Source organism: Synechococcus sp. UW106 (assembly GCF_900474015.1).
GTDB lineage: Bacteria > Cyanobacteriota > Cyanobacteriia > PCC-6307 > Cyanobiaceae > Parasynechococcus.
In genome coordinates this window covers 21,330-45,103 of sequence record NZ_UCNV01000002.1, presented here as the reverse complement: position 1 = coordinate 45,103, position 23,774 = coordinate 21,330, and the positions used below count along the sequence as shown (strand labels likewise).

The following is a 23,774-nucleotide window of genomic DNA, read 5'->3' as shown; positions in this document are numbered from 1 at the left end:
CAGCTCTTTGAGATCGGCGTCGATGCCTGAGGAGATCAGCGCCCAGGAGCTTGAGCAGCTGCTTCGGATGATGACCCTGCCCCAGCCCCCTTACCTGCTGGCAGGTATCGGCCTGTTGATGGCTGTGCTCTGCGGCTTGACTTTCGGTCGTCAGGTCCAGAACAAACTGGATGGCTGGAAGCAGGACCGGCTCCCCCTGTTGCCTCTGGGGACAGTTGAGATCAACCTCAGTTACGGCGGCACTCTGATCGGTGTGACCTTGTTCATTGGCTGCTGCCTTCAGATCTTCGGTTTCGCCGCCGGTGCTGCCCTTTTGGTGGCTCTTTTGCTGTCTCTACTGACGGGTGGAGCCTTGTTTGCTCAGCTTGAGCGCCTGATGCTGCAAGTGGAAGAGGGCAATTTCAAAGCGGTTGATTTCGACAATTTCGACGAATTCTTCTGATCTTGTCTTCTGACCTCTTAAGCGAAGCCGCTGATCTCGTCCTTCTGGGTGAGACACCCATCAAAATTGATATGTTCTCCCCCTCTTGGATGTGACGACCTTGTCTGGGGCTGTTTCCACATGCCGTTTGCTCGTTGTGGAAGACGACGACAGCATCCGGGAGACAGTTGGTGAGGCCCTGAGGTTGGAGGGCTATGAAGTGCTCACAAGCTCAAATGGCTCAGAGGCTCTCGAACTGGTCGTGGGCACATCCTCTGATCCGGTTGATTTGATTGTTCTTGACCTGATGCTTCCGGGCCTGGGCGGGCTTGATTTCTGTCGCGAACTCCGCCGCTTCAAGAACACCACTCCCATCCTTGTGATCAGTGCCCGCGACAGTGAAACCGATCGGGTGCTTGGGCTGGAGGTTGGCGCTGATGATTATCTGGTTAAACCCTTTGGGCTGCGTGAGTTGGTGGCCCGCTGCAGAGCGTTGCTGCGGCGATCCCGTCAAATCGAGTCGTTGCCCTCTGAATCACACACTTACGCCAATCTTTGCCTGTTCTCCAATGAGTGCCGGGTCACCCGGGATGGCACTGATCTGACCCTCTCCCCGAAGGAATACAAAATCCTGGAGTTGTTCATTCAGAACCCCAAGCGCGTCTGGAGTCGCGATCAGTTGCTGGAGAAAATCTGGGGTGTTGATTTTGTCGGCGACACCAAAACCGTGGATGTTCACATCCGTTGGTTACGGGAAAAGGTCGAAGATGAGCCCTCATCTCCCCAGTTGATCCTCACGGTCCGCGGCTTCGGTTACCGCTTCGGCTGATCTTGTTGTGTTGATCTCTTGGGTACTGGGCTTTGCGGTCGGCATCGGGATCACGCTTCTGTTGCAGCGTCGACGACGCTTCCTGACGTCCTTGCGAGAGGAGGAGGAGCGGCCTTTTGCCTTGAACGCACCTCAGCTTCTGGCCTGGATTGATGCGGCCACCCAGGGCTGGATGATTCTGGCTCCGGATCACTCCATCGCTTACATCAACGTTCGGGCCGAACGCTTGTTGCACATTTCTCGCAATCGTCTGGTTCGTGGCATGAACCTCACGGATGCCCTGGACATTCCCTCACTTGAGGAGGTGATCCTCAGCAGCCGCTATCAGCAGCGCCCCCAGCGATGTGAATGGGAGCAACAGGGGGATCCGCTGGAGGCCATCGTTCTGCCGGGCAGCGATGAATGCTTGTTGGTGTTGATCCAGAGCCGACAGTCCCTCGAAGCCCAGCAACAGCAGCAGGAGCGCTGGGTCAGTGATGTGGCCCATGAGCTCAAGACCCCTTTGACCGCCCTGATGCTGGTGAGCGATCGGCTGGAGCTGGCCGTGAATTCAGAGGACACGGCTCTGGTGCAACGGCTGCAGAAGGAACTCCGGCGTCTTCAGCTGCTTGTGGAGGATCTGCTGGAGCTCTCACGACTGGAGAACAGCCTGCCCCAGGAATACAGCGACTACGTGCCGATCACTCTGGAGGATCTGGTCGACAGCGCTTGGGGAACCATTCGCCCGATCGCGGAGGGGCGGCGGGTCACGCTGCAGTTGGATCGCTCTGAATCCGGGCCCTTGCTTGGGGATCAACGCCGTCTGCACCGCGCGGTGCTCAACCTTCTCGACAATGCGCTGCGTTACTCCCCAGAGGACAGCAGCGTCGATGTGACCGTGCGCCAGAGCGGCGGCTGGTGGCTGCTCAGCATCCGTGATCACGGCCCCGGGTTGAGTGAGACCGATCTAAGCCGCATGTTTCAACGCTTTTACCGGGGGGATCCCTCGCGGGCACGCTCCAGCCGTAGTGGCAGCGGCCTCGGGCTGGCCATCGTGCAGCAGATCTCCGTGAATCATGGTGGTCGCATCGAAGCGCGCAACCACCCTGCTGGGGGCGCCTGCATGGACCTCCTTCTCCCCAGGGAGCCTGTTGGATGACGCGCCAGCGTCTCCAAAAATTGATTGCTGCTGCTGGTCTCTGTTCCAGGCGCCGGGCTGAGGAATGGATTCAGGCGGGCCGTATCACGGTGGATGGCCAGGTCGCCCGCGTTGGGGACCAGGCCGATCCGCAACAGCAGACGATTTGCGTGGATGGCAGGGCCTTGCCCAGCCGTGGCGCGGCGCGGGTGCTGTTGCTTAACAAGCCCGTGGGGGTGATCTGCAGCTGCGATGACCCTCAGGGCCGCCGAACGGTGCTCGACCTGCTGCCACCGGAGCATCGGGCAGGACTGCATCCTGTTGGCCGTCTCGATGCCGACAGTCGTGGGGCTCTGCTGCTCACCGATCTGGGTGAGCTCACGTTGAAACTCACCCACCCGCGCTACAGCCATGCCAAGACCTACAGGGTTTGGGTGGAGGGTGTGCCGTCGGAAGCGGTTCTAGACAGCTGGTGTCGGGGTTTTCCCTTGGATGGGCGACCGACCCGACCCGCACAGGTGCGCCGACTGCAGACCAGGGGCGTGCGCTCGTTATTGGAGATCGAGCTGCGGGAAGGTCGTAACCGACAGATTCGCCGGATGGCGGAGGCCCTTGGCCATCCGGTGCTTGACCTCCGGCGCACGGTCATTGCGGGGTTGCCGCTTGGTGATCTGGCTGAGGGGTGCTGGATGTGGTTGAGCGAGGGAGAATGGAAGCCAATGCTCGACCGGGCTGTCCCCTTGGATCTGCATCGCCCATGCGACTGAAGCGTCCAGGACTTTGGTGGCGCCGTGCCCGCAGTGGGGCAAGCGCTGATGCTGGTTCTGTTGAGACCCAGGATCAGCAAAGTCAGGATCTGGGACTGATGCTGCGGCGGCGGCGGGAGGAACTTGGCCTCTCGCTACGGGACCTGGCCAATGAGACCCGGATCACAACACCCGTCATCGAAGCGCTGGAGCGTGGCTGGCGTGATCGATTGCCCGAGCGGGCTTATCTCGCCTCGATGCTCCCTCAGATCGAGATCCGCCTGGCTCTTCCCAGTGGATGCCTCGACCCCTTGCTTCCCCAGCCGGTGTTGCTCCGCCGCGGATCTGCCAAAGAGGGTCTGCGTCGCTTCACCCTCGGCAACATCGATGTGTTCACCACCTGGCAGGGCACGTTGGTTTACACCGTCGTGATTGCGCTCAGCCTGCTTGCTATCAATCGACAACAGCAGGATCTGGCCCTGCGCAACAGCCTGACTCTCGAGCCGGTGCGTGCTGATGTGGAGGCGATCAACCGTCGCCAGAACCTGGCTGGCTCTGATAACCGCATCGCCGCCTTGCGGCCCCTGGAACAGGTTCAGCAACGCACACCTCAGGAATGGCTTGAGCTGGTGAGTGGCTCTCTGACGCAGTCTCAGGGGGTTCTCGAAGTTGTTGTTGCTGAGCCCAGAGCACTGCAGCTCTCGAGCGGTGGTGGAGATAGGTTTGAATTCACGGTCGGTGCCGGCACGTTGATGCTCCAGTTGCAGGCCCCGATTCAGGTCCGCCTGGATCCCCCCGCTGGTGCTGGCGATCAGGTGCTCTGGAACGGAGAACCCCTGCCTGTGGATCTAGAGCGGCCGGGGATCTACCGGGTCAACAAGCTGCCTGCTCCTGAGAGCGATCGTCCCCAGACCGCTCCCCTCTTGCCGTAGCCGCGAAGGGCATTCTCCAGATCAGCATCAAAGCTGCGAAGCCTCCAGCTCCAGTTGCCTTCACAGGTGCCAGGTGTGTTGAATCTGGCCCGGTCATCCAGATGCATGAGGTCTTGAAGTGGGGCGACGACCAGTCCTGCGGTCGTGGCAAAGGCCATATCAAGCAGATGCCAGGCGGGTGCCGAGATCTCACCATTCACCCGCGTGGCAATGCGGGCTCTGCTGTCGGCATCCAAATTGTTCCACCAGCCCAGGGTCGTGGGGTTGTCGTGGGTGCCGGTGTAGACGACCCAGCCATGCCCATTGGTGTTTTCAGGCAGATAGGGATTGTCGCGATGACCATCAAAAGCAAATTGCAGAACCTTCATTCCCGGCAGTCGGAATGCATCACGGAGTGCCTCCACATCCGGTGTGATCACGCCGAGATCCTCGGCAATCAAGGGGAGGGCGCCACCAGCGTCCCTGCGGAGGTAGCGCAGCAGAGTGTGGCCTGGCGAGGCCTGCCACTGCCCGTTTTCTGCGGTGCAGTCGGCACCGGGGACGGCCCAGAAGGCGGCAAGGGCCCGGAAGTGATCCAGGCGTAGAAGATCAACAAACTCTCGCTGGCGAGCGATTCTTTGCCGCCACCAGTGGAATCGCGTGATCCGATGTTGTCCCCAGCGGTAAACCGGTGAGCCCCACAGTTGCCCTGTTTCCGAAAAGTAATCGGGTGGCACGCCGCTCTGGGTGGTGAGTTGGCCGTTCTCTTTGACCGTGAACAGCGAACGGTTGCTCCATACATCAGCGCTGTCACTGCTGACGTAAAAGGGCAGGTCGCCAAACAGCTGGATGCCCAGGTCTGCCGCCTGTCGACGGATCGCCTGCCACTGACGGTCGAGATGCCATTGGATCAGCTGTTCGCGTAGCAAGGCCTCTTGGTGTTGCTGCGCCCAAGTCGACAGCGCTTTTTTGTTATGCCGTGCCAGCTGGAGTGGCCAGTCCCACCAAGCCGTCCTGTGCTGATCATGCAGAACCTGAAAACGGGCATGGTCTTCCAGCCAGGCGCGCTGTTGCAGCACCCAGTTGCCGAAGTCGGTGTGTCGCGCCGGATCCTGGTCACTCCAGGCCTCGAGCAGTGCATTCCCCAGGGCATCGGCCCGTTGCTGGGCCAGGCTGAAATCCACACGCTCTTCGCCCTCCGGCGGTTTATCAGCGCCCGGAGCTTCCCTGAGCGCGGCCTCATGGATGAACCCCTCGTTGGCCAAGTCCTGTCCATCCAGGAACCAGGGGTTCAAGGCATTGCATGACGGCGAGCTGTAGGGCGAGCCTGTGGGATCCGGCGGGGCCAGGGGCAGCATCTGCCAGACCCCGATGTCGTGGGCAGCGAGGAGGTTGAGCCAACGGCGGCATGGTTCACCGAAGCTGCCGCAGACGGGACTCCCTGGTAGTGCGGTCGGATGAAGCAGCACCCCGGTGCAGCGCCCCCGTTCAGCCTTGGCTGGTTCAACAGTGGACTGATCCATGGGAGCCCTTCGGTCTCCCAAGGATGGCCACTTCAGAACAGGGCGGCATCTCCTAGGTCCTGCCCGGCCATGCCGTCCCGAGCCACGCGCTCGAAAAATTGCTCCAGGGTGTCGGTTCCATAGGACGGCGTGGCATCGGCGTCGTAGCGCTGCTTTTGCTCATCCCAGACGAGCATGGATTCGCTGGCGTAATAGCGACCGATGCGCCCGAATTCCGCCGTGTCTTTGATGCCTGGGAACAGCCGAGCCAAACCGTCCAGAAGGGCGATCGGACCATCCATCAGAGCAATGGGGACGGAGAGCATCCGCTGGGGGCGGTTTAGGGCGCGGAAGAGCATTTCTCCCTGCTCCCGAGCACTCAGCGCCGGACCGGGACCGCCGATGGGAAGCACCTGGTTGCATTTGGCATCGTCCTGGATGCAGTCCGCCATGAACCGGGCCAGGTCTGCTTCGCTGATCGGCTTGCAGCTGGCCAGGGTGCCGCCGCCGAACATCACATAGGGGCCACCTTTGCGGCAGCTTTCCACCTGTCCGCCCAGGCTCTTGAAGAAGGCGGTGGGGCGAACGATGGAATGGGTCATCTCTTCGTCCGCCTGCAGCACGGCCTCAAAGGCCAGCTTGGCTTTCTGAAACTCCAGCAGTGGCTTCTGCACGCAGATGGCCGAGAGGAGCACGTAATGGGCCACCCCGGCAGCCCGTCCCTGTTCGTAGGTGTTGAGGGTCGCTGCGTGGTCGATGGCCCAGGAATCCTTGCGGCCGCCGGTGCGGGAAGCCAGGCAGCTCACCACCACATCCGTCGGTTGATCGAAGGCCTCGGCCGTGATCGAGGCTGGATCACTGACATCCCCAAAGCGCACCTCTGCCCCAGGGAAATCGGCGATGACCTCTTCTCTGCTCTGACGTCCGCCCACACCACTGCGCTCTCGGGCAAAGGCAATCACCTGATAGCCCCGCTCCACCAGCTCCTTCACCACAAAACGGCCGATGTACCCCGTGGCTCCGAACACGACCACGCGCACCTGTTCGGGAGGTCGGTTGCGGTAGTCGTGGCGGAGGGACATCGAGGACGGCTTCACGGGGCCCAGGCTAAGAACTGGAGATCTGGGCGAAACTAAGCGCCATTGCGCTTGTTCCAGCGAAATGAACTGGTTGTCGCCACCCCGAGTTCGAGGCGTGCTGCGTGTCGGTTCAGCGTTGCTGGGTCTCGGTGTCACCGGGTGGTTGCTGGCGACTCTGTGGCCTGAACCCGATCGTGTTGCTCAGGGAGCTCCTCTCAGCGCAGATCAACCAGAAACCCTGGCTCCCTTCCCCGAGAGCCCTGTAACGGTGCTGGTAATTGGTCTTGATGCGAATCGTCTTGGTGCCCCCACGAATCAGGCCGCGCCCATGGGGCCTGCCAATGCCGATGCCCTTTTGATGCTTCGTATTGCATCCAGGGAGCCTCTGCAGGTGCTCCAGATCCCCACCGAGCTTGGCGTTCAGCTTCCTGGGCAGAAGGATCCAGGCCGCTTGTCCGAGTTGTGGCGACGGGGCGGCGTCAGCCTTGTCAGTGATGCCATCCACGACATTGTTGGCCTTGAGGAGGGCGACCCGAAGCGCTATGTGGTGATGCCCCGTGCGGCCTTACGTCGTCTGGTGGACGGACTTGGAGAAGTGGAGGTGGTGCTTGGGCAGTCTTACCAGCGCAAAGACAAGGCGCAGGGCTACAGCGTCAATCTCCAGGCTGGGCGCCAAAGCCTGAACGGAGTCCAGGCGGAACAGCTGGTGCGCCACCTACCAGACCCCAAAGATGTCTCCCAGCGTCGCCAGCGCCAGGACATTCTTGTTGAGGCCTTGATCGAACAGGTCAAGGCTCCCAGTAGCATTGAGTTGATCCCTGCTCTGGTGGACCAACTGGATGCTGAGGTGGAGACCAACCTGAGTCGTTCGGAACAGTTGAGCTTGGCCGCGGCGATCATTGCCAGCCCTGAACCTGCCGCAATCACCCGCCTGCCATTGGCCAACCGAGCCGGTGAGCAGACCCTCCGCCAAATCAAGCCCGAGGCGAGCCGTCCCCTCTGGCCCCAGCCTTAACCCGGACTGCGGAGCTGCAGTCTCCGGGCGAGAGCAACGATGCATTCGGCCTGATCTGGATGGTTCTCATCGGGAATCCACCCCAGCCAGCTGAGGCCGTCTCTGCGTCGTGCTGGGCCGTTCCAGGGGCCCTGGATCTGAACCAGGCCGAGAAGGGGGACATGCAGTTCTCGGCAGAGGGCGGTGTAGGCCGGGGCCGTGCCAGGGATCGTTCCATCACTGTCGGCTGTCGTCAGCAGCAGCACCGTCTGACGCCAGTCAGCCAGGGCATGCAACCAGCTGACATCACCCTGCGGCGTTGGCTGTGCTGCGTCACCGCTTAGCCGCACAAGCCCTTTTGCAGCTGGATTGTTCTTCAGGACTGCTGCGGGTGTTGCACCGCTGGGGACGGTGGTCAACGGGCATTGGCAGGCCTTGGCAAGGGCCTCGCAGGCCTGGCGCATTTTGAGCTCTGGAAGTGGGCCCGCACCCACGAGCAGTGGGAAACCTTTGGACATGGGGGTGCTGCTCACCTCTACCATCGGATTACAGCAGAATTCGTTACGCGGGCGCCGTGACCAGTTTCCTGACAGCAGCCCGTGCCGAACAGGAGCAGATGGCTCCAGATAGCCGACGTCTGCGTCTGTTCAGCGGCACCTCGAATCCCGCTCTGGCGCGGGAGATCTCTGCATATCTGGGTGTGCCAGATGGCCCCCGTGTCTGCAAGCGGTTTGCGGACGGTGAGCTGTATGTGCAGATCCAGGAGTCGATTCGGGGCTGCGATGTGTTCCTGATCCAGCCCACCTGCGCGCCGGTGAACGACCACCTGATGGAACTGCTGATCATGGTGGACGCCTGCCGACGGGCATCAGCGCGGCAGATCACTGCTGTGGTCCCTTATTACGGCTACGCCCGGGCGGACCGTAAAACCGCCGGTCGTGAATCGATCACGGCCAAGCTCACGGCCAACCTTCTGGTGCAGTCCGGCGTTGATCGTGTGCTGGCCATGGATCTGCACTCCGCCCAGATTCAGGGGTATTTCGATATTCCCTGCGACCACATCTACGGATCACCCGTGCTGGTGGACTATCTCTCCACTCAGGATCTGGGAGATGTCGTCGTGGTGTCTCCGGATGTGGGGGGTGTGGCGCGTGCCCGGGCGTTCGCCAAGCAGATGAACGATGCCCCGCTGGCCATCATCGACAAGCGCCGCACCGGTCACAACATGGCTGAGAGCCTCACGGTGATCGGTGATGTGGCAGGCCGAACGGCGATCTTGATTGACGACATGATCGACACCGGCGGCACGATCTGTGCAGGTGCACGGTTGTTGCGGGAGCAAGGAGCCGAACGGGTGCTGGCCTGCGCCACCCACGCTGTGTTCTCACCTCCTGCCAGTGAACGCCTTTCCGTCGAGGGCCTGTTTGAACAGGTGGTGGTCACCAACAGCATTCCGATCCCTCAAGACCGGGTCTTCCCCCAGCTGAAGGTGCTCTCTGTGGCCAACATGCTGGGGGAAGCCATCTGGCGCATCCACGAAGAGAGCTCCGTGAGCTCGATGTTCCGCTGAATGTTGGGTTCGGTGGAATGGACTGTTCAACGAGCGGGCTTGCTGCGGCTGCATCGCGATTGATTCGAGCGACTCTTGCGGTGCGGTGCGGTGCTCTAACAGCAGTGGATCAGCGGTGGAGGTCACTGGCCTGCGTTGCGCTGGCCAGCCTGATGGCAGGACTCCCAGCGCCATCAATGGCCGAGTCTCGATTGGACCGGCTGCTGCGGCCCCGCAGCACCATGGGGGTGTGGCTGACCAACAGCCCCAGCAAGCTCTATTACGACCGAAAGCGCATCAGCGCAGCGATGCAGCAGCTTCAGGAGGCTGGATTCAATCGTGTGGTGCCCAATGTCTGGAGCCGAGGCACTACTTTTCATCGCAGCCGTTTCGCTCCAGTAGAGCCACCGCTCCAGAAGGTGGGCCTCGATCTTGATCCCATCTGCACCCTGGCCGCTGAAGGTCGGCGCCGCGGCATCAAGGTGATGCCCTGGTTTGAGTACGGCTTGATGGAGCCGGCGAATGCAGCCGTTATCCGCGAGAATCCCAGCTGGGTGTTGGCCAAAGCGAATGGCCAACGCTGGATGACCATGCACGGAAACCATCGGATGGCTTGGCTCAACCCTGCACATCCGGAGGTTCGTGCTCGCTTTATCGGTTTGGTGGTGGAGACCCTGAAGCGTTGTTCGTTGGATGGCCTGCAACTGGACGATCACTTCGCCTGGCCGGTTCAATTCGGCTACGACCCCACCACCGTCGCGCTCTACAAGCAAGAGACGGGAATGGCACCACCGCGGGATCACAGCAATCGACAGTGGATGAAATGGCGTCGAAACCAACTCACGTCTCTCCTACGTGAGTTGCGGCAGCGTCTCAAGAAGGAGCAACTCTCCACAAGGATCAGCCTGTCTCCCGGCCCCTTTCGTCAGGCTTACAACCTCTGGCTTCAGGATTGGGAGCTCTGGGCTTTAGGGGGGCTGATTGAAGAGTTGGTGGTGCAGAACTACGCCTATTCCGTCCAAGGATTCGCGAAGGATCTGGATCAACCCGCCCTGCGCAAAGCCCGCAGCTGGGGAATTCCGTCTCAGATCGGCGTGTTGGCGGGATTTGGCAAACGCACCACATCCATGGCCGTTTTGGAGCAAAAAGTACGCCTGGCCCGCAATCGTGGTCACGGCGTGATTTTCTTCTATTGGGAGGGCTTATGGGGAAAACATGTACTGGAACAGTACCGTCAAATTCGCCGAGAATCCTTTAAGCGAATGGGATCTGAGTTCTAGTTATTGATAGATTGACGTTAACGGCTAGTTGGTGTGTCAAGGGTGTCACAAGAAAACAGGGAGTTGTGTTTGGACACAGCTAAATGATTCTTTGACCGTCTAGGAGGTGGTTTCAACCCCTTAGAGGCAGCTGACCACCCCGCCAGGAGGGGAAGAACCACCCATTATCTCGATAAATAAAACGAACTTCCAGTGCCCAGACCCGATATCAAATGTCTGAAGAAAGAGCGTGGAGAGAGAAACTGAGTGACCGGGTTGTCGTCATATGTGAACGACAAGGTGTTCGAGAATCCGATTGTGAGTCTTTAGTGAAAAGTTGGTTAGAAAATATCCACCCAGAGGTCAGACCAATGGCGAGTGGAGTGTTGGTGACAGCAACAAAAAAGTATGGAAGTTATCACTAATAGATTGACATATTGATCAATTAGTGATATAATTAATCTTCAGAAGGTTTTCTATGGGTTGCGAGAGAGGTAAGAATAAGTTAGATCAAATTAGTGCTAAGAAGTTGGCAGCAAGGAATAAAGCAATTGAGGAATTCGTTTTGCAAGGGAAGTTATTGAAGCAAGTATCAAGTGACCTAACACCACATCTCGATGGAATTGTGGATGGACTAGTGGCAGAAGCACTGAGTGATGAAGAAGTGAATATCTACCGACTGGATCGTAGTGATGAAGTGAAGGCCATTCCATTCATGACCTGGAAGTCAGGTGAAGTGGAGAAGGCAGCCAGTAAGAGGGGGATGGTTTTGGACTATGTGATTCCAGAAGGACGCTCTAAGGGGATGTTTATGTCTAAGACGAACAAGATCATGATTCCACTGCTTAGGGTCTGGCGGCTCCAGCTATACATAAAGAACGGACAGCTTCGGACGCACGAAATTCAGCGGAACTGACTCTGACGGCAACAGATACTCAGGCTCCTGCCGGACCAATAGCTTCGGCACCACTCGCTGCTCGAGCTATTGATTAGCCCTTTGTCGGGAAGCCTGATGCCTATCGGCTGAAAGCAATACAAGACCCGCAAGGAGAAAGTAGGGGGCGTGATGTTGTCGCTATCCACCTCCCGACAGAACATTCACACCGTCTTCAATAGAGGGAACGTAGGCGCTCCTGTTGTCACTGCAAGCTAACTCAATTTTTACTGGTGGAACTAAGGAAAAGTTGGGCGGATAAGTATTAAATTAAGCCATAATTAAATTCACAGAAGGTAAGATCATGAAATGCTAAAATTGAATTGGCTCGGGATTGTGGCATACACTAATTATGTCTTTTTATCAATCAGAAATTCATAGCGCTAAATTTTACTACGGCAATGGAGACTATTTTGAATTTTCCGGATTATTGCAAGATTCATGGGGAGGCGGAACGCTGTATCCAGGGCAGTTCATCTTTCCGTCCGAAGAAAATATATATGACTTCGATATTGATCCCGAGAATACAGGAATGCGGCCTTACATCTTTATTCAAGATGTAAGTACAATTGAATATACTGATCCATTCGCAGTTTGGACTGGTGCTTCTCTACGAGTTGATAGATATTTCGACAGCTGGTCAGGGAGATTACATGAGATTGATAGCTCTAGTTCATATATATTCAAAGGTCTTAGTGGATCCATAAAGCCAGGGCATGAAAATCAGTATGGCACAGAATTTCAATTTTACTTTGATATTTCAGAGAGCACAGATCTACCAATTTTATTGAATAATGACAGCGATATGTTCATTGTGGGGAATCTTGCTCAACATACATATAAAAACTTTTATTTTGAAGTTGCCGAAGGCGAAAGATTGCACATGTCGTTTGAATTATATGATTTTGAGCATGATTTTGAGTTACAACTCGATAAGCGTACAAATGGGCAGTGGGGTGAATGGAGAAATCCAATACAAAATCGAGAGTTCGGTCTTGGTTTAGATGAGTCTGAAAACATCAGCAAAATTTTGACATCTGGTATTTATGCCGTTGAAATAGCAAATTATGGCGACCCATACGACTTTGACAATAGTGAGACTTCAAATTATAAACTAGATGTTATCTGTAAAAATTGGCTGGAAGATGAAATGTTTCCAGATGACCCACTACTTGAACAGCAATGGCATCTATTTAACACTGCACAAGGACAAGGCGCTGAAAACCTTGACATTTATGCACCCGAAGCGTGGAGAATACGTCGAGAAAGCCCAAATGTTGTGGTAGCGGTGATTGATACAGGAATCGATTTGGATCACGAAGATTTAAAAGATAATCTTTGGGTAAACGATGGTGAGATAAGTGGAAATGGTATTGATGATGATGGGAATGGGTACATAGATGATGTACATGGCTGGAACTTCATTGACAACGTATCTTCAACAGGTGGTGGTAGTCATGGCACACATGTTGCAGGAATTATTGGTGCAGTTGGTGACAATGAAAAGGGTATAACCGGAGTAACGATGGATGTGCAGCTAATGGACTTAAATTGGTTTGGCAGCAAGGGCGCAAATGAAGAAAAACTTTACAATGGAATTTTCGATGCAATTAATTATGCAATCAATAATGGTGCTCATGTGATCAACTTGTCACTAGAGACGGCATCTAAAGGAAGCATATATGATTATATAAAAGGTGACACATACAATAGTTATGAAAGATACCGTGAGGCGTTAACACGTGCGACAGACAATGGTGTGACGGTTATCGTTGCTGCAGGGAACGATAACCAAGATCTAAGTGGAGATAGTTGGATATCACTCCCAGCCTTTTTGAGTTCAGAAATTCAAGGCGTTATTTCTGTAGCAGCGGTGGCTAACGATGGTCAGAAGGCTTCATATTCTAATTATAGCGGCAATGTCACTATTGGAGCTCCGGGTGGTGACAGGAATACTGCTACACAGCCCAGTGAAGCAAATAAAATCTTTTCGACAATTCCATCAGGCTATGGATATATGAAGGGAACAAGTATGGCTGCTCCAGTTGTTTCAGGTGCAGTTGCATTGTTGATTGAACACAATCCAGGCCTCTCGCCATCCCAGATTGAAGATATATTAGTTGAATCATCGCAAAAAAGAAGAGATCTTCAGTACCTTGTTCAAGATTCTGCTTTTCTTGATCTTGAATCCGCGTTAATGTTAAGCAGGCATCCCTCTTACTACAGCCAACCCATAATTGAACGTGGAAATAATGGTGACGATGAGCTGCACGGTGGAGATGGTGATGATGAACTCGTTGCTCTTCGGGGTCGTGACTACTTAAACGGATACGACGGAAACGACCTACTTCGTGCAGGAAATGGACGTGACATGATCATTGGAGGGTCTGGAGAAGACGTGATGTATGGAGGATTTGGGCACAACACATTTAAGGATTCTCTAGATGGAGAAATTGATGAACTCATTTTCAAGAGCGATCAATACGCCTATAACTACATTTATGACAAAGCTGGCAATAACGCTGATGGACAGAAAGTCGATATTATTGAAGGTCTTGATATTTTCGATCAGATTAAGATCCAAGGTGTGCTTACAAGGGATCTCGATTTCGATCCTGTATCCAACTTGGCGACACCGTCAGGTCTGATGTCTGGTATCGGCATCTACGCTGACGGATTCATCGAGGCGGTCTACACAGGCTCCAATCTCAGCATTAACCAGATTCAGCAGATAACAGAAGGTGTTCCAGTGACTTATTAGTAGGAAGTCTCTCTGACCTTTTGATCTACCATTCCCTGACGACCCTGGGAAATAACCATTGAAGATCTGCTCTCGGAGTGGATATAGCCTCTACTGACCTAAGAAGCATCAGACCGCTGACCTAAACCCCTCCAGGTTCATAGGGCTTCTCTCCACTCTGGAACAGAGTCAAAGTGTATTGCCCTTCTCGTCTCCAGCGGATGAAGTCCTCAGTGTTCTGCCTCTTAAAGGTCTTGTCCTGTTCGCTGTGGGGAAATATGAATGCCCAGCGCTTGCTGTCTACGTAGGCCCCTCCCATCGTTTGAGTGAAGTCGCAACGGAATTCCTCCTGAGGAATTGTGTGGTCATGCCTGGTGAGAATGCATAGAGCATCCTTCACCGTGTCCGCAGAGGCGACGGGTGGATCCATTGGCTCGCTCACGGCAACTAGTGCAGTTGCTGAAGCAATGGCAGCAAAGGTAGTTCGGATCATCTGCTCCAGTTCGTAAGGCCGTAAACACATTGTGCATGCAAACCCCTGACCTCGCCTTTGTCAGATACTCAGAGATATGGGGTATACCTCCCAGACTCTCTGTGGTCTGACCCTGCAGGGGACGAATTCGAAGTGTTCACACTTTTACCTCCTTGGTGAGCGACTGACCCATTCCAGCCCCCCATTCATTTACAGCCTTACCCAAGTGTGTTCCGCGAAACCAGACCCACCACTTTTAGCCATCCTTCGCCACTAGGCCTCCATTGAACTAAGCAGTCTGACCAGCAAAAAGTCCTGGTCCAAGCAAGGACCAGGACCAGTTGATAGGGCATTGAGCCGCAAGGAAACGACCCTTAACCAGGCGACTCCCCCACAGGCACTATATGTGGGGCTTTGGTGTTGGCAATATATGGTTGTATACGGCTTACCCACCATATCTAGCGCTTTTTGAGTTGCTTTGGCGGAGCTGCTCATTGTTGAGATCCCAGTCGCAGCCAAACGGAATTGTGAGTGAGGGAGACCGTTGGCCAAATTAGAGTTGCATTTAGTGCACTTGTTCTGAGAAATATTCGTCTGTTGCTGGAATTGTCGTTCTTCTAATATGCGATCATTCCGTCTTATACGCCAACTAAGAGGATGTAGTGCTTGTTTGAGGCAAACCCACTTATGTGTGGAAAGAAGCCAAAGACTGGTGGAGGCGCCAGATCCTTCGGGTTGAGGGGGGCCAGGGTCACAAAAGTGCCCTCCCTCTCTCAAATTCCGATATCTATGCAAGATTCATCCTTTGGATGAAAGCTGATTACCTTGAACAGGTCATGCCACCCTTGCCTTTGACCGGCCAGATGATTCCAAAGTGTTTCTACTCCTTTACGAGAGAGTGCTGTCTTCAAAGATGGTACAAATGGGGGAGGTGACCCCCGACTTGAGTGGGATGGTTCAAGGGGCTTGAGTATTATATGTATATATCAGACAAAACAAATGAAACACTTCAAGAAAATCACTGCTATCATAACTGTATAAAAATACACAATTTTTTATGACGTTCGATTATACTCTTGATGAGACAGCAGAGCTTCGGCATGTAATTATTGCTGAGGGATCAACCGAAATTGAAAGCTTTGTCCTTCAGGGACTAGGGATCTCTAGCCTAACAATTCCGGATTCGGTAATATCCATTGGAGACCTTGCTTTATACGGTAATGAACTAAGGAGTGTTGATATTCCTGATAATGTCATTAATATTGGACCTCGTGCATTTGGGAACAATCAACTAACGAGCGTTCGAATTGGAGACAGTGTCATTACGATTGGCTTTGGCGCATTTAGAGGCAATCAACTGACAAGTATTGATATTCCTGATAGTGTTACCATGATTGCAAATGGAGCTTTTAGAGGTAATCAATTAACGAGTATTAATCTTGGCGATGGTCTCACGACGATCGGTAGAGGTGCACTTGATAACAATCAATTGACCAGCATTGAGATTCCTGAAGGTGTGACCATGATTGACGCCAATGCATTCATCAATAACCAACTAACGAATGCTGTCATTCCTGGAAGTGCCAAGAAAATTGGGAGTTATGCATTCAAGCAAAATAAATTGACAATTGTCGCGATTGGAGATGGCGTCACCAAGATAGAAGTTGATGCATTTAGCCAAAATCAACTAACGAGTATTTTTATTCCTGGGTCGGTTTCCGAAATTAAAGCCGGAGCATTCCTCAATAATAATTTAAAATCAGCATTTATCCCAGACTCAGTAATTTCAATTGGGGAGAATGCCTTTTCAGGTAATTCGGATTTGCTCCAAGTAGAGTTGCCATATCATTTCCTTGGAGATCTTCCTTCGTCTGCATTTGACTCCGGCACCAATTTTATAATTCGCGATGAACTGACGGGACCTCAGCCCGAAATAGACATTTTTAGTAGAGGCCACAATGCAGAAGATGAAATACTAGGTGCAGAGGGAGATGATGAACTAATTGGTTTAAGAGGTGGCGATTATCTTAGTGGCTTCGATGGCAATGATCTCCTCCGTGCCGGTACTGGCCGAGACACGCTAAGTGGCGGAGCAGGATTTGATGTGATGTATGGTGGATTTGGCCACAATACATTTTTAGACGGATTAGACGGTGTGGTCGATCAAGTAATTTTTAAGAGTGATCAGTTCGCCTACAATTACATTTATGAAAAAGCGGCTAATAACTCAGATGGGCAGAAAGTAGACATCCTTGAAGGCTTTGACAACTTCGATCAAATTATGATCCAAGGTGTTAAGACGAGTCAAATCACCTTTGACGAGGTGATCAACATTGCGACTCCGTCTGGACAAAGGTCAGGAATTGGAATCTTCGCGGATGGATTCATTGAAGGGATTTATACCGGCGACAATCTCAGTGTGGAACAGCTCAGCCAAATGACCATGGGTGTTCCAGCTTGATACGGACCGCAAGCTGATTTGTCTTTCATTGGTTGTGGGGACTGTGAATATCATCGCGATGCCTGATGCCTAGTCCATTCCCTTAAGCAGATCCCCAAACCAAGGAAATTAACTAACTGTCATGAATTACGACTGTATCAAGCTTGCTGACCAATTGAAGCTCTCTTTTGACGAATTCCTTATAACGCTATTGATATAGGGATAAATGCCATTTGCGGAAACATCTCTTCTTGTTAATTAACCTTCCCTGCTGCATGCTCACAATGACCCTAATCAATGATTTACAACTAGTTTTTGATGAAAAGTCTTAGGAACAGCTACTTCGCAGGAGGAATATCGATCTCAATCTTGGCATCTGGATAGTTATTTGCTATTGACTTCACCATTCCATTGATTTCACCTCCATTCAGCAGTTTTTCAGCATCCCACCTGCTCGGGACGGTTACCTTTATGGTAAAAGAAACTGGTTCAGCCATGCGGGGAAATTTTCTTTCCTTCACTATAGGACCAACGGCGACGGGCAATGAAAGCCATCTCAGTTGGACTAACTGCTATCAATAGGATCGACCCAGTCGAGACCCTTCTAATTGCATCCTAGAAATCAACCAAGGATTTTAATTGGATGTAACTCTTCCATCAGCTCCTGTCAAGAGACACTCTGTTCACCGTCAAACTCGGCACCCAGCAGAGGCGAGGGAAGGTCAGACAATCACGTAGGAAGCGATCATCCTGAAACACCTTTATTTGCTTTGGATCATGGTTAACTAGCCAAGTAAGCTGCCGTCTTCTGTTTTTCAAGAGCAATGACTAAGGAGCCAGATCCCACTTGCCAATGGAGTGGTGTAAGTATGTAGCTTGCAAGCCAGGATTAAGTTGTATGGTTTTGCCCTACTTGTTTACAGGCAAAAAAACTGATATTCGTTTATGTGTGTATTTCCAGCTTTGGTGTGTGTTAGCATCTGATCTGATTTCATTCGGGCGAGGCTTATTGAGGTGCTAGTTTCGCTGCAATCCCGTACTAATATTGGCCGTCATTGTGAGGCCTTTTTGACGTTTGCCTTGTCTGAATCGATTTTGCTAAGTAGTTTATAACTTGTTCAGGGTTATAAGCTTTGGGCTTTTAATTGATGAATCAGTTTGAGGTCAATCAGATTCGTGCCAAGTTCCGCAGGCTTACTCTCGACGATGAGTTCGTTGATAGCTATGTCGCCAAATTGATCCGAAACAACGAGCCCTATGTCACGGCTTCGAAAACCATCGATCGATGGGAGAAGGACGACTCAGGTCAATTCGTTCTTCAGGCTCTAGCCTGTGGTCTGATTGCGGCCTTCACTGGCGCATGGTTTGCTGTTGTTCGTTGAGCGGATGAATTTCTCGATGGATGAAGCGACAGCTGTTTCGTTATTTAGTGTGGGTATGGCTAGCAATCTTACTGTGTATTTTTTGGGTTTCAGCGCACTTTTCGTTCGGAACGAGAGCGCGCATTGATCAAAAGAATGAGCTGCCGCCTTGATCGGATGATCTTAAATGAAAGTTCTTTGAGCGAATGATCACATTAATTTTGATCTGCAATTTTGTAGGTGAACAAGAGCCCTAAGCACAGCGTGCCAATGAGTGGTCCTGGCGGCAGATCAATGGCAACAGCCAACATCATTCCGCCGCCACATAGCAGCAGTCCTGTACTCGCGCTTCTGAGCATTAATTCTTTGAGGCTTCGGCTCCGGTCGACGTGCATCAGAACAGGAGCACAGAGCAAACCAATCACAAGAATCACGCCAACGGCTGTGATCGCACTAATCACAACCAGGGCTGTGATCAGGCTGCAGATCAGCCGAATCAAGATCACAGGTCGTTTGGCAACTGCGGCACCTTCGGGATCGATGCCGATGAACACCAGGTCCCGGTAGCCCCACACCACCATGGCCAACAGTGCGCTAGCTGAGATTGCTGTTCGAACCAGATCGGCTGTGTTGGCTGCCAGTAGATCACCGAACAAAATTGTCTCGAGATCAACGCGTGCTTCCAGCAGTGGCACCAGCAGAACGCCTAGTGCCGTGAAGCCAGCCAGAACAGTGTTCATCGCCCCTTCTTCCCGGCCTTTGAAACGTCGGTTCAGGCGTTCAGCTAACAGGGCACCCAGCAGTCCACTGACCAGCCCGCCAATGCTTGGGTCGATGCCGATGGCGAGGGCGATGACCAGGCCGGGCAGAACGGAATGGGCCATCAAATTGGCCAGAAGGACCCGGCGTTGGGTGATCAGCAGAGCTCCAGTGGCTGGACAGATGGCTCCAATCAACAACGAGATCACCAAGGGCAGAAGCCACCAGATGTCCAGCTCAACCACAGCAATGGCTCCCCATCATGCAGGTCATGTCGCTCAGCTTTTCGCGAACTGCGTCGGGTGTTCCGTTGGCAAGGATCTGTCCATCCATCACAACAACCTGGTCATAGTCGTTAAGGGCGCTGCCCCAGTCGTGGCTGCTGACCAGAAGCGTCTGGCCTGATTCGGCCTGTTCTCGCATCACTCTGAGCAAGTGTTCCCGTGTTGGCGGATCGATGGCGCTGCAGGGTTCATCCAGCAGCAGGATCTCGGTCTGTTGCATCAACGCTCTTGCCAGCAAAATTCTTTGTTGCTGGCCGCCGGATAGATGGCTGAGGCGCCGGGACCCCATGGCTCCCATGCCAACGCGTTCCAGAAGTTGATTGGGGTGGTTTGCTGATGTTGTGTTGCAGTTGCTGGGCGTGCCCAGCTGCACCATGTCTTGGGCGGTGATTGGAAACGACCAGTCAATGGCTGCTCTTTGGGGCATCAATCCGATTTGCTTGCTGCAATTGATTGATCCTTGGCTGGGCTTGAGCCGCCCCTCCAGAAGATGCAACAACGTTGACTTTCCTGCTCCATTTGGCCCCACAAGTGCGGTCAGTGTTCCCGCCTGAAGCTGCAGGTTGGCCCTGTCAACGGTCTTGCGGCCCCCGTAGCTGAAACTCAGTTCGGTTGTGCTCAGTACGCACGACGAATTGCTCATCAACTCTTCAGCGACCTGACTTGGGCCTCTTGTTGTTTTGCACACCTCATGCTGGCGCGGAACCACGCGTTCAGCAAAATGATAATCATTCTCATCCTTGTCGTCTATGCGAGCTGTCTTGGTTCGATCGGCTGGCGTCGGTGTTGCCTTGGCCCTTGGCGCTGCCGTTGTTCCTGCCCATGCGGCTCAACCTGTAGTGGTTGCAGTTGATGGCACGCTTTGCGACATCACCAAAACTTTGGCTGGCGCTGCCGCCTCGGTGACTTGCCTGATCCCTCCCGGCGGGGATCCACACTCTTATCGATTGAAGCCCAGTGATCGCCGTCAGATTGCCAAGAGCGATCTTGTTCTTCATATCGGTTTTGGCCTGACGCCTTCCGCCAAAAAACTCAAGACGCCCGGCACTGTTGTCGCTGTTGGTGAAGTTGCCCTGCCGTCTTATCGAGGCAGCGACCCGCATGTTTGGCACGATCCTGCCAATTCCGCTGCGATGGTGCGGGTTGTATCCAGTTCTCTGTCACCTGTTCTGCCGGCCAGTGAGCGCTCTGCCTTGCAGCGGCGCGCCGCACGCGCCGTGGCTGTTTTTGAGGCTCTTCGGGTCTGGGAAGCCAAGCAGTTCGGTTCTCTGCCATCTCAGAACCGTGTCCTTGTAACTGATCACAAGACTTACAGCCATCTTGCCGATCGCTTTGGACTTGTTGAGATTTCGATGTTGGACAGTCACACCACCGGTGGAGTTTTGAGGCCTTCCAGTCTTCGCAAGATCACGCAGGAAGTGAAATCTTCCGGTGCCAAAACGATCTTTTCACCTTCGGCTACTCCGAACAAAACCCTTAGGCGCATCAGTAAGAACACGGGGTTGCCGATCGCGACAACACCTCTTTATGGAGAAGGGATTGCTGCAGGTCGCAATGCCGTTTCGACAGCGACGCTCAACGTCTGCACGATCGTTAATGGTCAGGGTGGTTCCTGTGATCAGTCAGGAGCGAATTCGTTGAATTCCCAGTGGTCATTGATCCGGTGATGTAACTCTTACTTCCGTCTTCAACTCTCTTCCGTCTCGTCTCATCTCATGTTCCGTTCACGTTTTCTGCTGCTGGCTCTTCTGTTGAGTCCCTTGGCGACGATTTCGCCCGCCCACGCCCATGGATCCCATGGTGGTGGTGGGGAAGAATCTCTAGAAGCTGGTGAATTCAACTTCACGCCGATCCTCACCATCGAAGGTCATGGTGGATTTGACACCAACCTCGAGGGAGATCCCAAGCACTACGCCATTGATGGCATGTTTGGTGGTGTTTTTGAGTGGGGACTCGAAAATGGTGGCTCTATCGTCATTGAGGCTGCTGTAGGTCCCGCACTTGTGTGGGGAGAAGCTGAGCACTTTTATGGAAAAGTGCATGTCCATGATGACCACGACGATCATGATGACCACGGCGATCATGATGACCACGGCGATCATGATGACCACGGCGATCATGATGACCACGGCGATCATGATGACCACGGCGATCATGATGACCACGGCGATCATGATGACCACGGCGATCATGATGACCACGACGATCATGATGACCACGACGATCATGATGACCACGACGATCATGATGACCACGACGATCATGATGACCACGACGATCATGATGACCACGACGATCATGATGACCACGACGATCATGATGATCACGACGATCATGACGACCACGATGATCATGCTCATGATACCGACTTCAAGCGCACGGATATCAGAGGCTTTCTTCAGGCCCGTTATGCGCCGAATGACCGTTTAAGTGTTGCTCTCTCCTGGAACCCTTATTACGTCACTCAGGATCAAGGCGAAGACATTCAGGGCCTTAAGAATGAGCTAGGGGCAAATCTAACCTGGGCTCTTGGGGATGGAGATGTCAACTTTGGCCTAGGCGATGGAATTGAAGATCTGGTGAACGGTGTTTACCTTTCTCTGGATCACCGTCAGGGTTGGGAGTCTGATGGGATGTACGTCGGTAATTACACCGATCCTCGTGTTGGTTTGGGATTCAAATTTGGCGGTGATGAAATCTCGTTGATGATTGAGGCTGGCCCTCGTTTTTATGTTCCTGGCAGCTATGCAGGGTTAGATCCGCGCACAGACTTTGCTGGTGAAATCGAACTCTCTGTTCCCGTCGGCGATGCGACCTTGTTCCTGCATTGGCAGCAAACCTACAGTTGGGAAGATGCTCCGGGCTGGGGTGAAGGGTGGCAGCACCATGTCGGTACTGGTGTGACCTTTGCCTTCTAGGTTTCGGCAATCGGCTGATTTTTAGTTGATCTGGAGGGCATAATTGCCCTCCTTTTTTTTGTTCTTGGCTGTCACTCCTGGTGTCTTATTTGGGCGTGCTCTTGAATGATTGCTTCGTTGTGATGTTGATCCGTTGAGGCTGCTGTTCAGCCTGCGTTGAGCCATTGCGCTTCGCTGATGCTGTCGTTGATGACCTTGATGATCTGCAAGCTGTCGGCGTTAATCAAGCCGGCATGAGCATTGGTTTGGTTGGGTTGCGTCAGGGTCATCAACAATTGGTTTGTCACTGGGTTCCATTGGATGGGGCTTCCTGCCTTAAGCGTCCAGGGGGCTAGGGCCCGGCGTTGTGACACCCTTCCCTCTTGATTGATCAGCACCAGCTCGTGATTCCCGCGTTGCTGTTCCCAGCGACCAAGAATTGCCCAGATCCTTTCGCCGCGGTTGTCGCAGGCCACCCCAAGTACGGCCTGATCGCCAAGGTGAAGCTGTTTCGGTGCTGTTCCAGGAATCACCAGCTCGATCGAGCGTCTGTAATCCGGCCAATGTCGGATCAGCACAGCCCGTCCGGAGGCGCCGCAGAAGGCACCTAGCTCCCTGCTACCAGGCAGGATCTGAGGCTTTTGGTTCGTTGTTTCCAGCGCTCGAAGGGTCAATCCGTCATAGGTGGGCATCACGACGCCACCCCCGGCGGGAAGCAACTGCATCGGCCCAGATGGTTTCAAGGCCAAATGCTTCCGTTTGCCATTGGCCTGTACCAGCAGGGCTTGATCGCTCCCAGGACGGAACCCTCCGCTTTGCACCAGAAGATCGCCATTGAGATTGCTGCTGAGATGAGCGAAGAGCACTTCCCCCTTTAAGAGTGGCTGTGTGCTGCTCACAGTCGGTGGTCCTAAGGCCGCCACGCTGATGGCGGTGCTGCGGGGAGTCAGTTGGTCCCACCACACCTGTTCGGTGCCGTTCTGATCACGCCCCACCAGTGCGATGCCTCGGCCGTTGCCTAAGGGCACGACGCTGGGGATGGCAGGCCAGACCCGACTGATGGGAATCCAGCCTCCTGATCGCGTTTGTAGTTGAACCTGCTCGCCGCCTGGCACTGGTCGCGTCGCGATCAGCCAGGGTCTCGGATCCCACCACCATTGCTGCCGATCCAGCAGCAGCTCGCGTTGGTCTTGGCCGGAGAGGGATAGTTCGATCGGGGCCTTAAGCACGACCTTTGAATCGATCACCATCCGCAGAGGTGTTGTCTCCCCCAGCCACTGATGGGCCACGTTCGGTTCCAGTCGGGTGGCGTCGCTGACGCTGGTCCGATTCATCGGTCGACTGAACTGCAAATCCAGTGCCGCGGTGCCGCTCTGCACCTGTTGGGGCTTGAGGTGCATCAGTCGCGGAGTTCGGCGCAGCAGTAGTTGTTGCTGCGCCAGGACCGCAGTGCAGGCCATCAGCATGAGTATCAACAACC

21 protein-coding genes are annotated in these 23,774 nt (G+C 54.0%); 14 read left to right on the top strand and 7 right to left on the bottom strand.

Translation table 11 applies throughout. The features are described from left to right. Positions 1 to 22 precede the first annotated feature (22 nt). From DXY30_RS00995 to DXY30_RS00975, 5 genes are all read left to right on the top strand, one after another. Entirely contained in the window at positions 23 to 442 is a 420-nt protein-coding gene (locus tag DXY30_RS00995; RefSeq protein ID WP_115093002.1) for a hypothetical protein, read from the top strand. 85 nt (positions 443 to 527) lie between these two features. Further along, the gene (locus tag DXY30_RS00990) at positions 528 to 1,250 is read left to right on the top strand and encodes a response regulator transcription factor (protein WP_115093001.1); all 723 of its coding nucleotides are present in this window, start codon (positions 528 to 530) and stop codon (positions 1,248 to 1,250) included. 7 nt (positions 1,251 to 1,257) lie between these two features. Next, a complete protein-coding gene (locus DXY30_RS00985; RefSeq protein ID WP_115093000.1) occupies positions 1,258 to 2,388 on the top strand; it encodes a sensor histidine kinase KdpD in 1,131 nt (376 codons plus the stop codon). After that, on the top strand, positions 2,385 to 3,134 hold the full coding sequence (locus tag DXY30_RS00980; RefSeq protein WP_115092999.1) for a pseudouridine synthase: 750 nt from the start codon (positions 2,385 to 2,387) through the stop codon (positions 3,132 to 3,134). Before DXY30_RS00985 ends, DXY30_RS00980 begins: the two co-directional genes overlap by 4 nt. Next, positions 3,125 to 4,045 (top strand): RodZ family helix-turn-helix domain-containing protein, encoded by a 921-nt coding sequence (locus DXY30_RS00975; RefSeq protein WP_115092998.1) that lies wholly within the window; start codon positions 3,125 to 3,127, stop codon positions 4,043 to 4,045. Before DXY30_RS00980 ends, DXY30_RS00975 begins: the two co-directional genes overlap by 10 nt. On the opposite strand, the gene malQ is transcribed toward DXY30_RS00975, so the two are convergent. Next, entirely contained in the window at positions 3,979 to 5,547 is a 1,569-nt protein-coding gene (malQ, locus tag DXY30_RS00970) for a 4-alpha-glucanotransferase (RefSeq protein ID WP_115092997.1), read from the bottom strand. The genes DXY30_RS00975 and malQ overlap by 67 nt on opposite strands. 32 nt (positions 5,548 to 5,579) lie before the next feature. Further along, entirely contained in the window at positions 5,580 to 6,608 is a 1,029-nt protein-coding gene (locus tag DXY30_RS00965; protein WP_115092996.1) for an NAD(P)-dependent oxidoreductase, read from the bottom strand. A 79-nt stretch (positions 6,609 to 6,687) separates the two neighbouring features. Between DXY30_RS00965 and DXY30_RS00960 the strand changes: the two genes are divergently transcribed. Next, a complete protein-coding gene (locus DXY30_RS00960; RefSeq protein ID WP_115092995.1) occupies positions 6,688 to 7,620 on the top strand; it encodes an LCP family protein in 933 nt (310 codons plus the stop codon). Here DXY30_RS00960 and DXY30_RS00955 read toward each other — a convergent pair. After that, positions 7,617 to 8,117 (bottom strand): hypothetical protein, encoded by a 501-nt coding sequence (locus DXY30_RS00955; protein WP_115092994.1) that lies wholly within the window; start codon positions 8,115 to 8,117, stop codon positions 7,617 to 7,619. The genes DXY30_RS00960 and DXY30_RS00955 overlap by 4 nt on opposite strands. Positions 8,118 to 8,173: 56 nt before the next feature. Between DXY30_RS00955 and DXY30_RS00950 the strand changes: the two genes are divergently transcribed. The 5 genes from DXY30_RS00950 (at position 8,174) to DXY30_RS00925 (ending at position 17,014) form a co-directional block, all read left to right on the top strand. Beyond that, positions 8,174 to 9,169, top strand: a complete 996-nt coding sequence (locus DXY30_RS00950) for a ribose-phosphate pyrophosphokinase (RefSeq protein ID WP_115092993.1) — start codon at positions 8,174 to 8,176, stop codon at positions 9,167 to 9,169. 152 nt (positions 9,170 to 9,321) lie between these two features. Then, positions 9,322 to 10,428: a glycoside hydrolase family 10 protein gene (locus DXY30_RS00945; protein ID WP_244281193.1), complete on the top strand. Its 1,107-nt coding sequence runs from the start codon at positions 9,322 to 9,324 to the stop codon at positions 10,426 to 10,428. A 457-nt stretch (positions 10,429 to 10,885) separates the two neighbouring features. Further along, complete coding sequence (locus DXY30_RS00940) at positions 10,886 to 11,323, top strand: hypothetical protein (protein ID WP_115092991.1); 438 nt, start codon at positions 10,886 to 10,888, stop codon at positions 11,321 to 11,323. 370 nt (positions 11,324 to 11,693) lie between these two features. Continuing rightward, on the top strand, positions 11,694 to 14,102 hold the full coding sequence (locus tag DXY30_RS00935) for a S8 family serine peptidase (protein WP_115092990.1): 2,409 nt from the start codon (positions 11,694 to 11,696) through the stop codon (positions 14,100 to 14,102). A 1,508-nt stretch (positions 14,103 to 15,610) separates the two neighbouring features. Further along, positions 15,611 to 17,014 (top strand): leucine-rich repeat protein, encoded by a 1,404-nt coding sequence (locus DXY30_RS00925; protein WP_115092988.1) that lies wholly within the window; start codon positions 15,611 to 15,613, stop codon positions 17,012 to 17,014. A 317-nt stretch (positions 17,015 to 17,331) separates the two neighbouring features. Here DXY30_RS00925 and DXY30_RS13775 read toward each other — a convergent pair whose 3' ends face one another. Further along, complete coding sequence (locus tag DXY30_RS13775; protein ID WP_170951074.1) at positions 17,332 to 17,538, bottom strand: hypothetical protein; 207 nt, start codon at positions 17,536 to 17,538, stop codon at positions 17,332 to 17,334. A 603-nt stretch (positions 17,539 to 18,141) separates the two neighbouring features. Here DXY30_RS13775 and DXY30_RS00920 point away from each other — a divergent pair. Beyond that, positions 18,142 to 18,375, top strand: coding sequence for a hypothetical protein (locus DXY30_RS00920; RefSeq protein ID WP_115092987.1), 234 nt, complete (start codon positions 18,142 to 18,144; stop codon positions 18,373 to 18,375). 194 nt (positions 18,376 to 18,569) lie between these two features. Here DXY30_RS00920 and DXY30_RS00915 read toward each other — a convergent pair whose 3' ends face one another. Together DXY30_RS00915 and DXY30_RS00910 are read right to left on the bottom strand one after the other, a co-directional pair. Further along, the gene (locus DXY30_RS00915) at positions 18,570 to 19,358 is read right to left on the bottom strand and encodes a metal ABC transporter permease (protein ID WP_115092986.1); all 789 of its coding nucleotides are present in this window, start codon (positions 19,356 to 19,358) and stop codon (positions 18,570 to 18,572) included. After that, on the bottom strand, positions 19,351 to 20,040 hold the full coding sequence (locus DXY30_RS00910; protein WP_115093052.1) for a metal ABC transporter ATP-binding protein: 690 nt from the start codon (positions 20,038 to 20,040) through the stop codon (positions 19,351 to 19,353). Before DXY30_RS00910 ends, DXY30_RS00915 begins: the two co-directional genes overlap by 8 nt. Before the next feature lie 118 nt (positions 20,041 to 20,158). Here DXY30_RS00910 and DXY30_RS00905 point away from each other — a divergent pair, with 118 nt between their 5' ends. Continuing rightward, complete coding sequence (locus tag DXY30_RS00905; protein WP_244281185.1) at positions 20,159 to 21,064, top strand: metal ABC transporter substrate-binding protein; 906 nt, start codon at positions 20,159 to 20,161, stop codon at positions 21,062 to 21,064. A 48-nt stretch (positions 21,065 to 21,112) separates the two neighbouring features. Further along, entirely contained in the window at positions 21,113 to 22,315 is a 1,203-nt protein-coding gene (locus DXY30_RS00900) for a hypothetical protein (RefSeq protein ID WP_115092984.1), read from the top strand. 146 nt (positions 22,316 to 22,461) lie between these two features. Here the strand turns inward: DXY30_RS00900 and DXY30_RS00895 are convergent, their stop codons facing one another. Continuing rightward, a complete protein-coding gene (locus DXY30_RS00895; RefSeq protein ID WP_371638468.1) occupies positions 22,462 to 23,754 on the bottom strand; it encodes a hypothetical protein in 1,293 nt (430 codons plus the stop codon). Between the last annotated feature and the right edge of the window lie 20 nt (positions 23,755 to 23,774).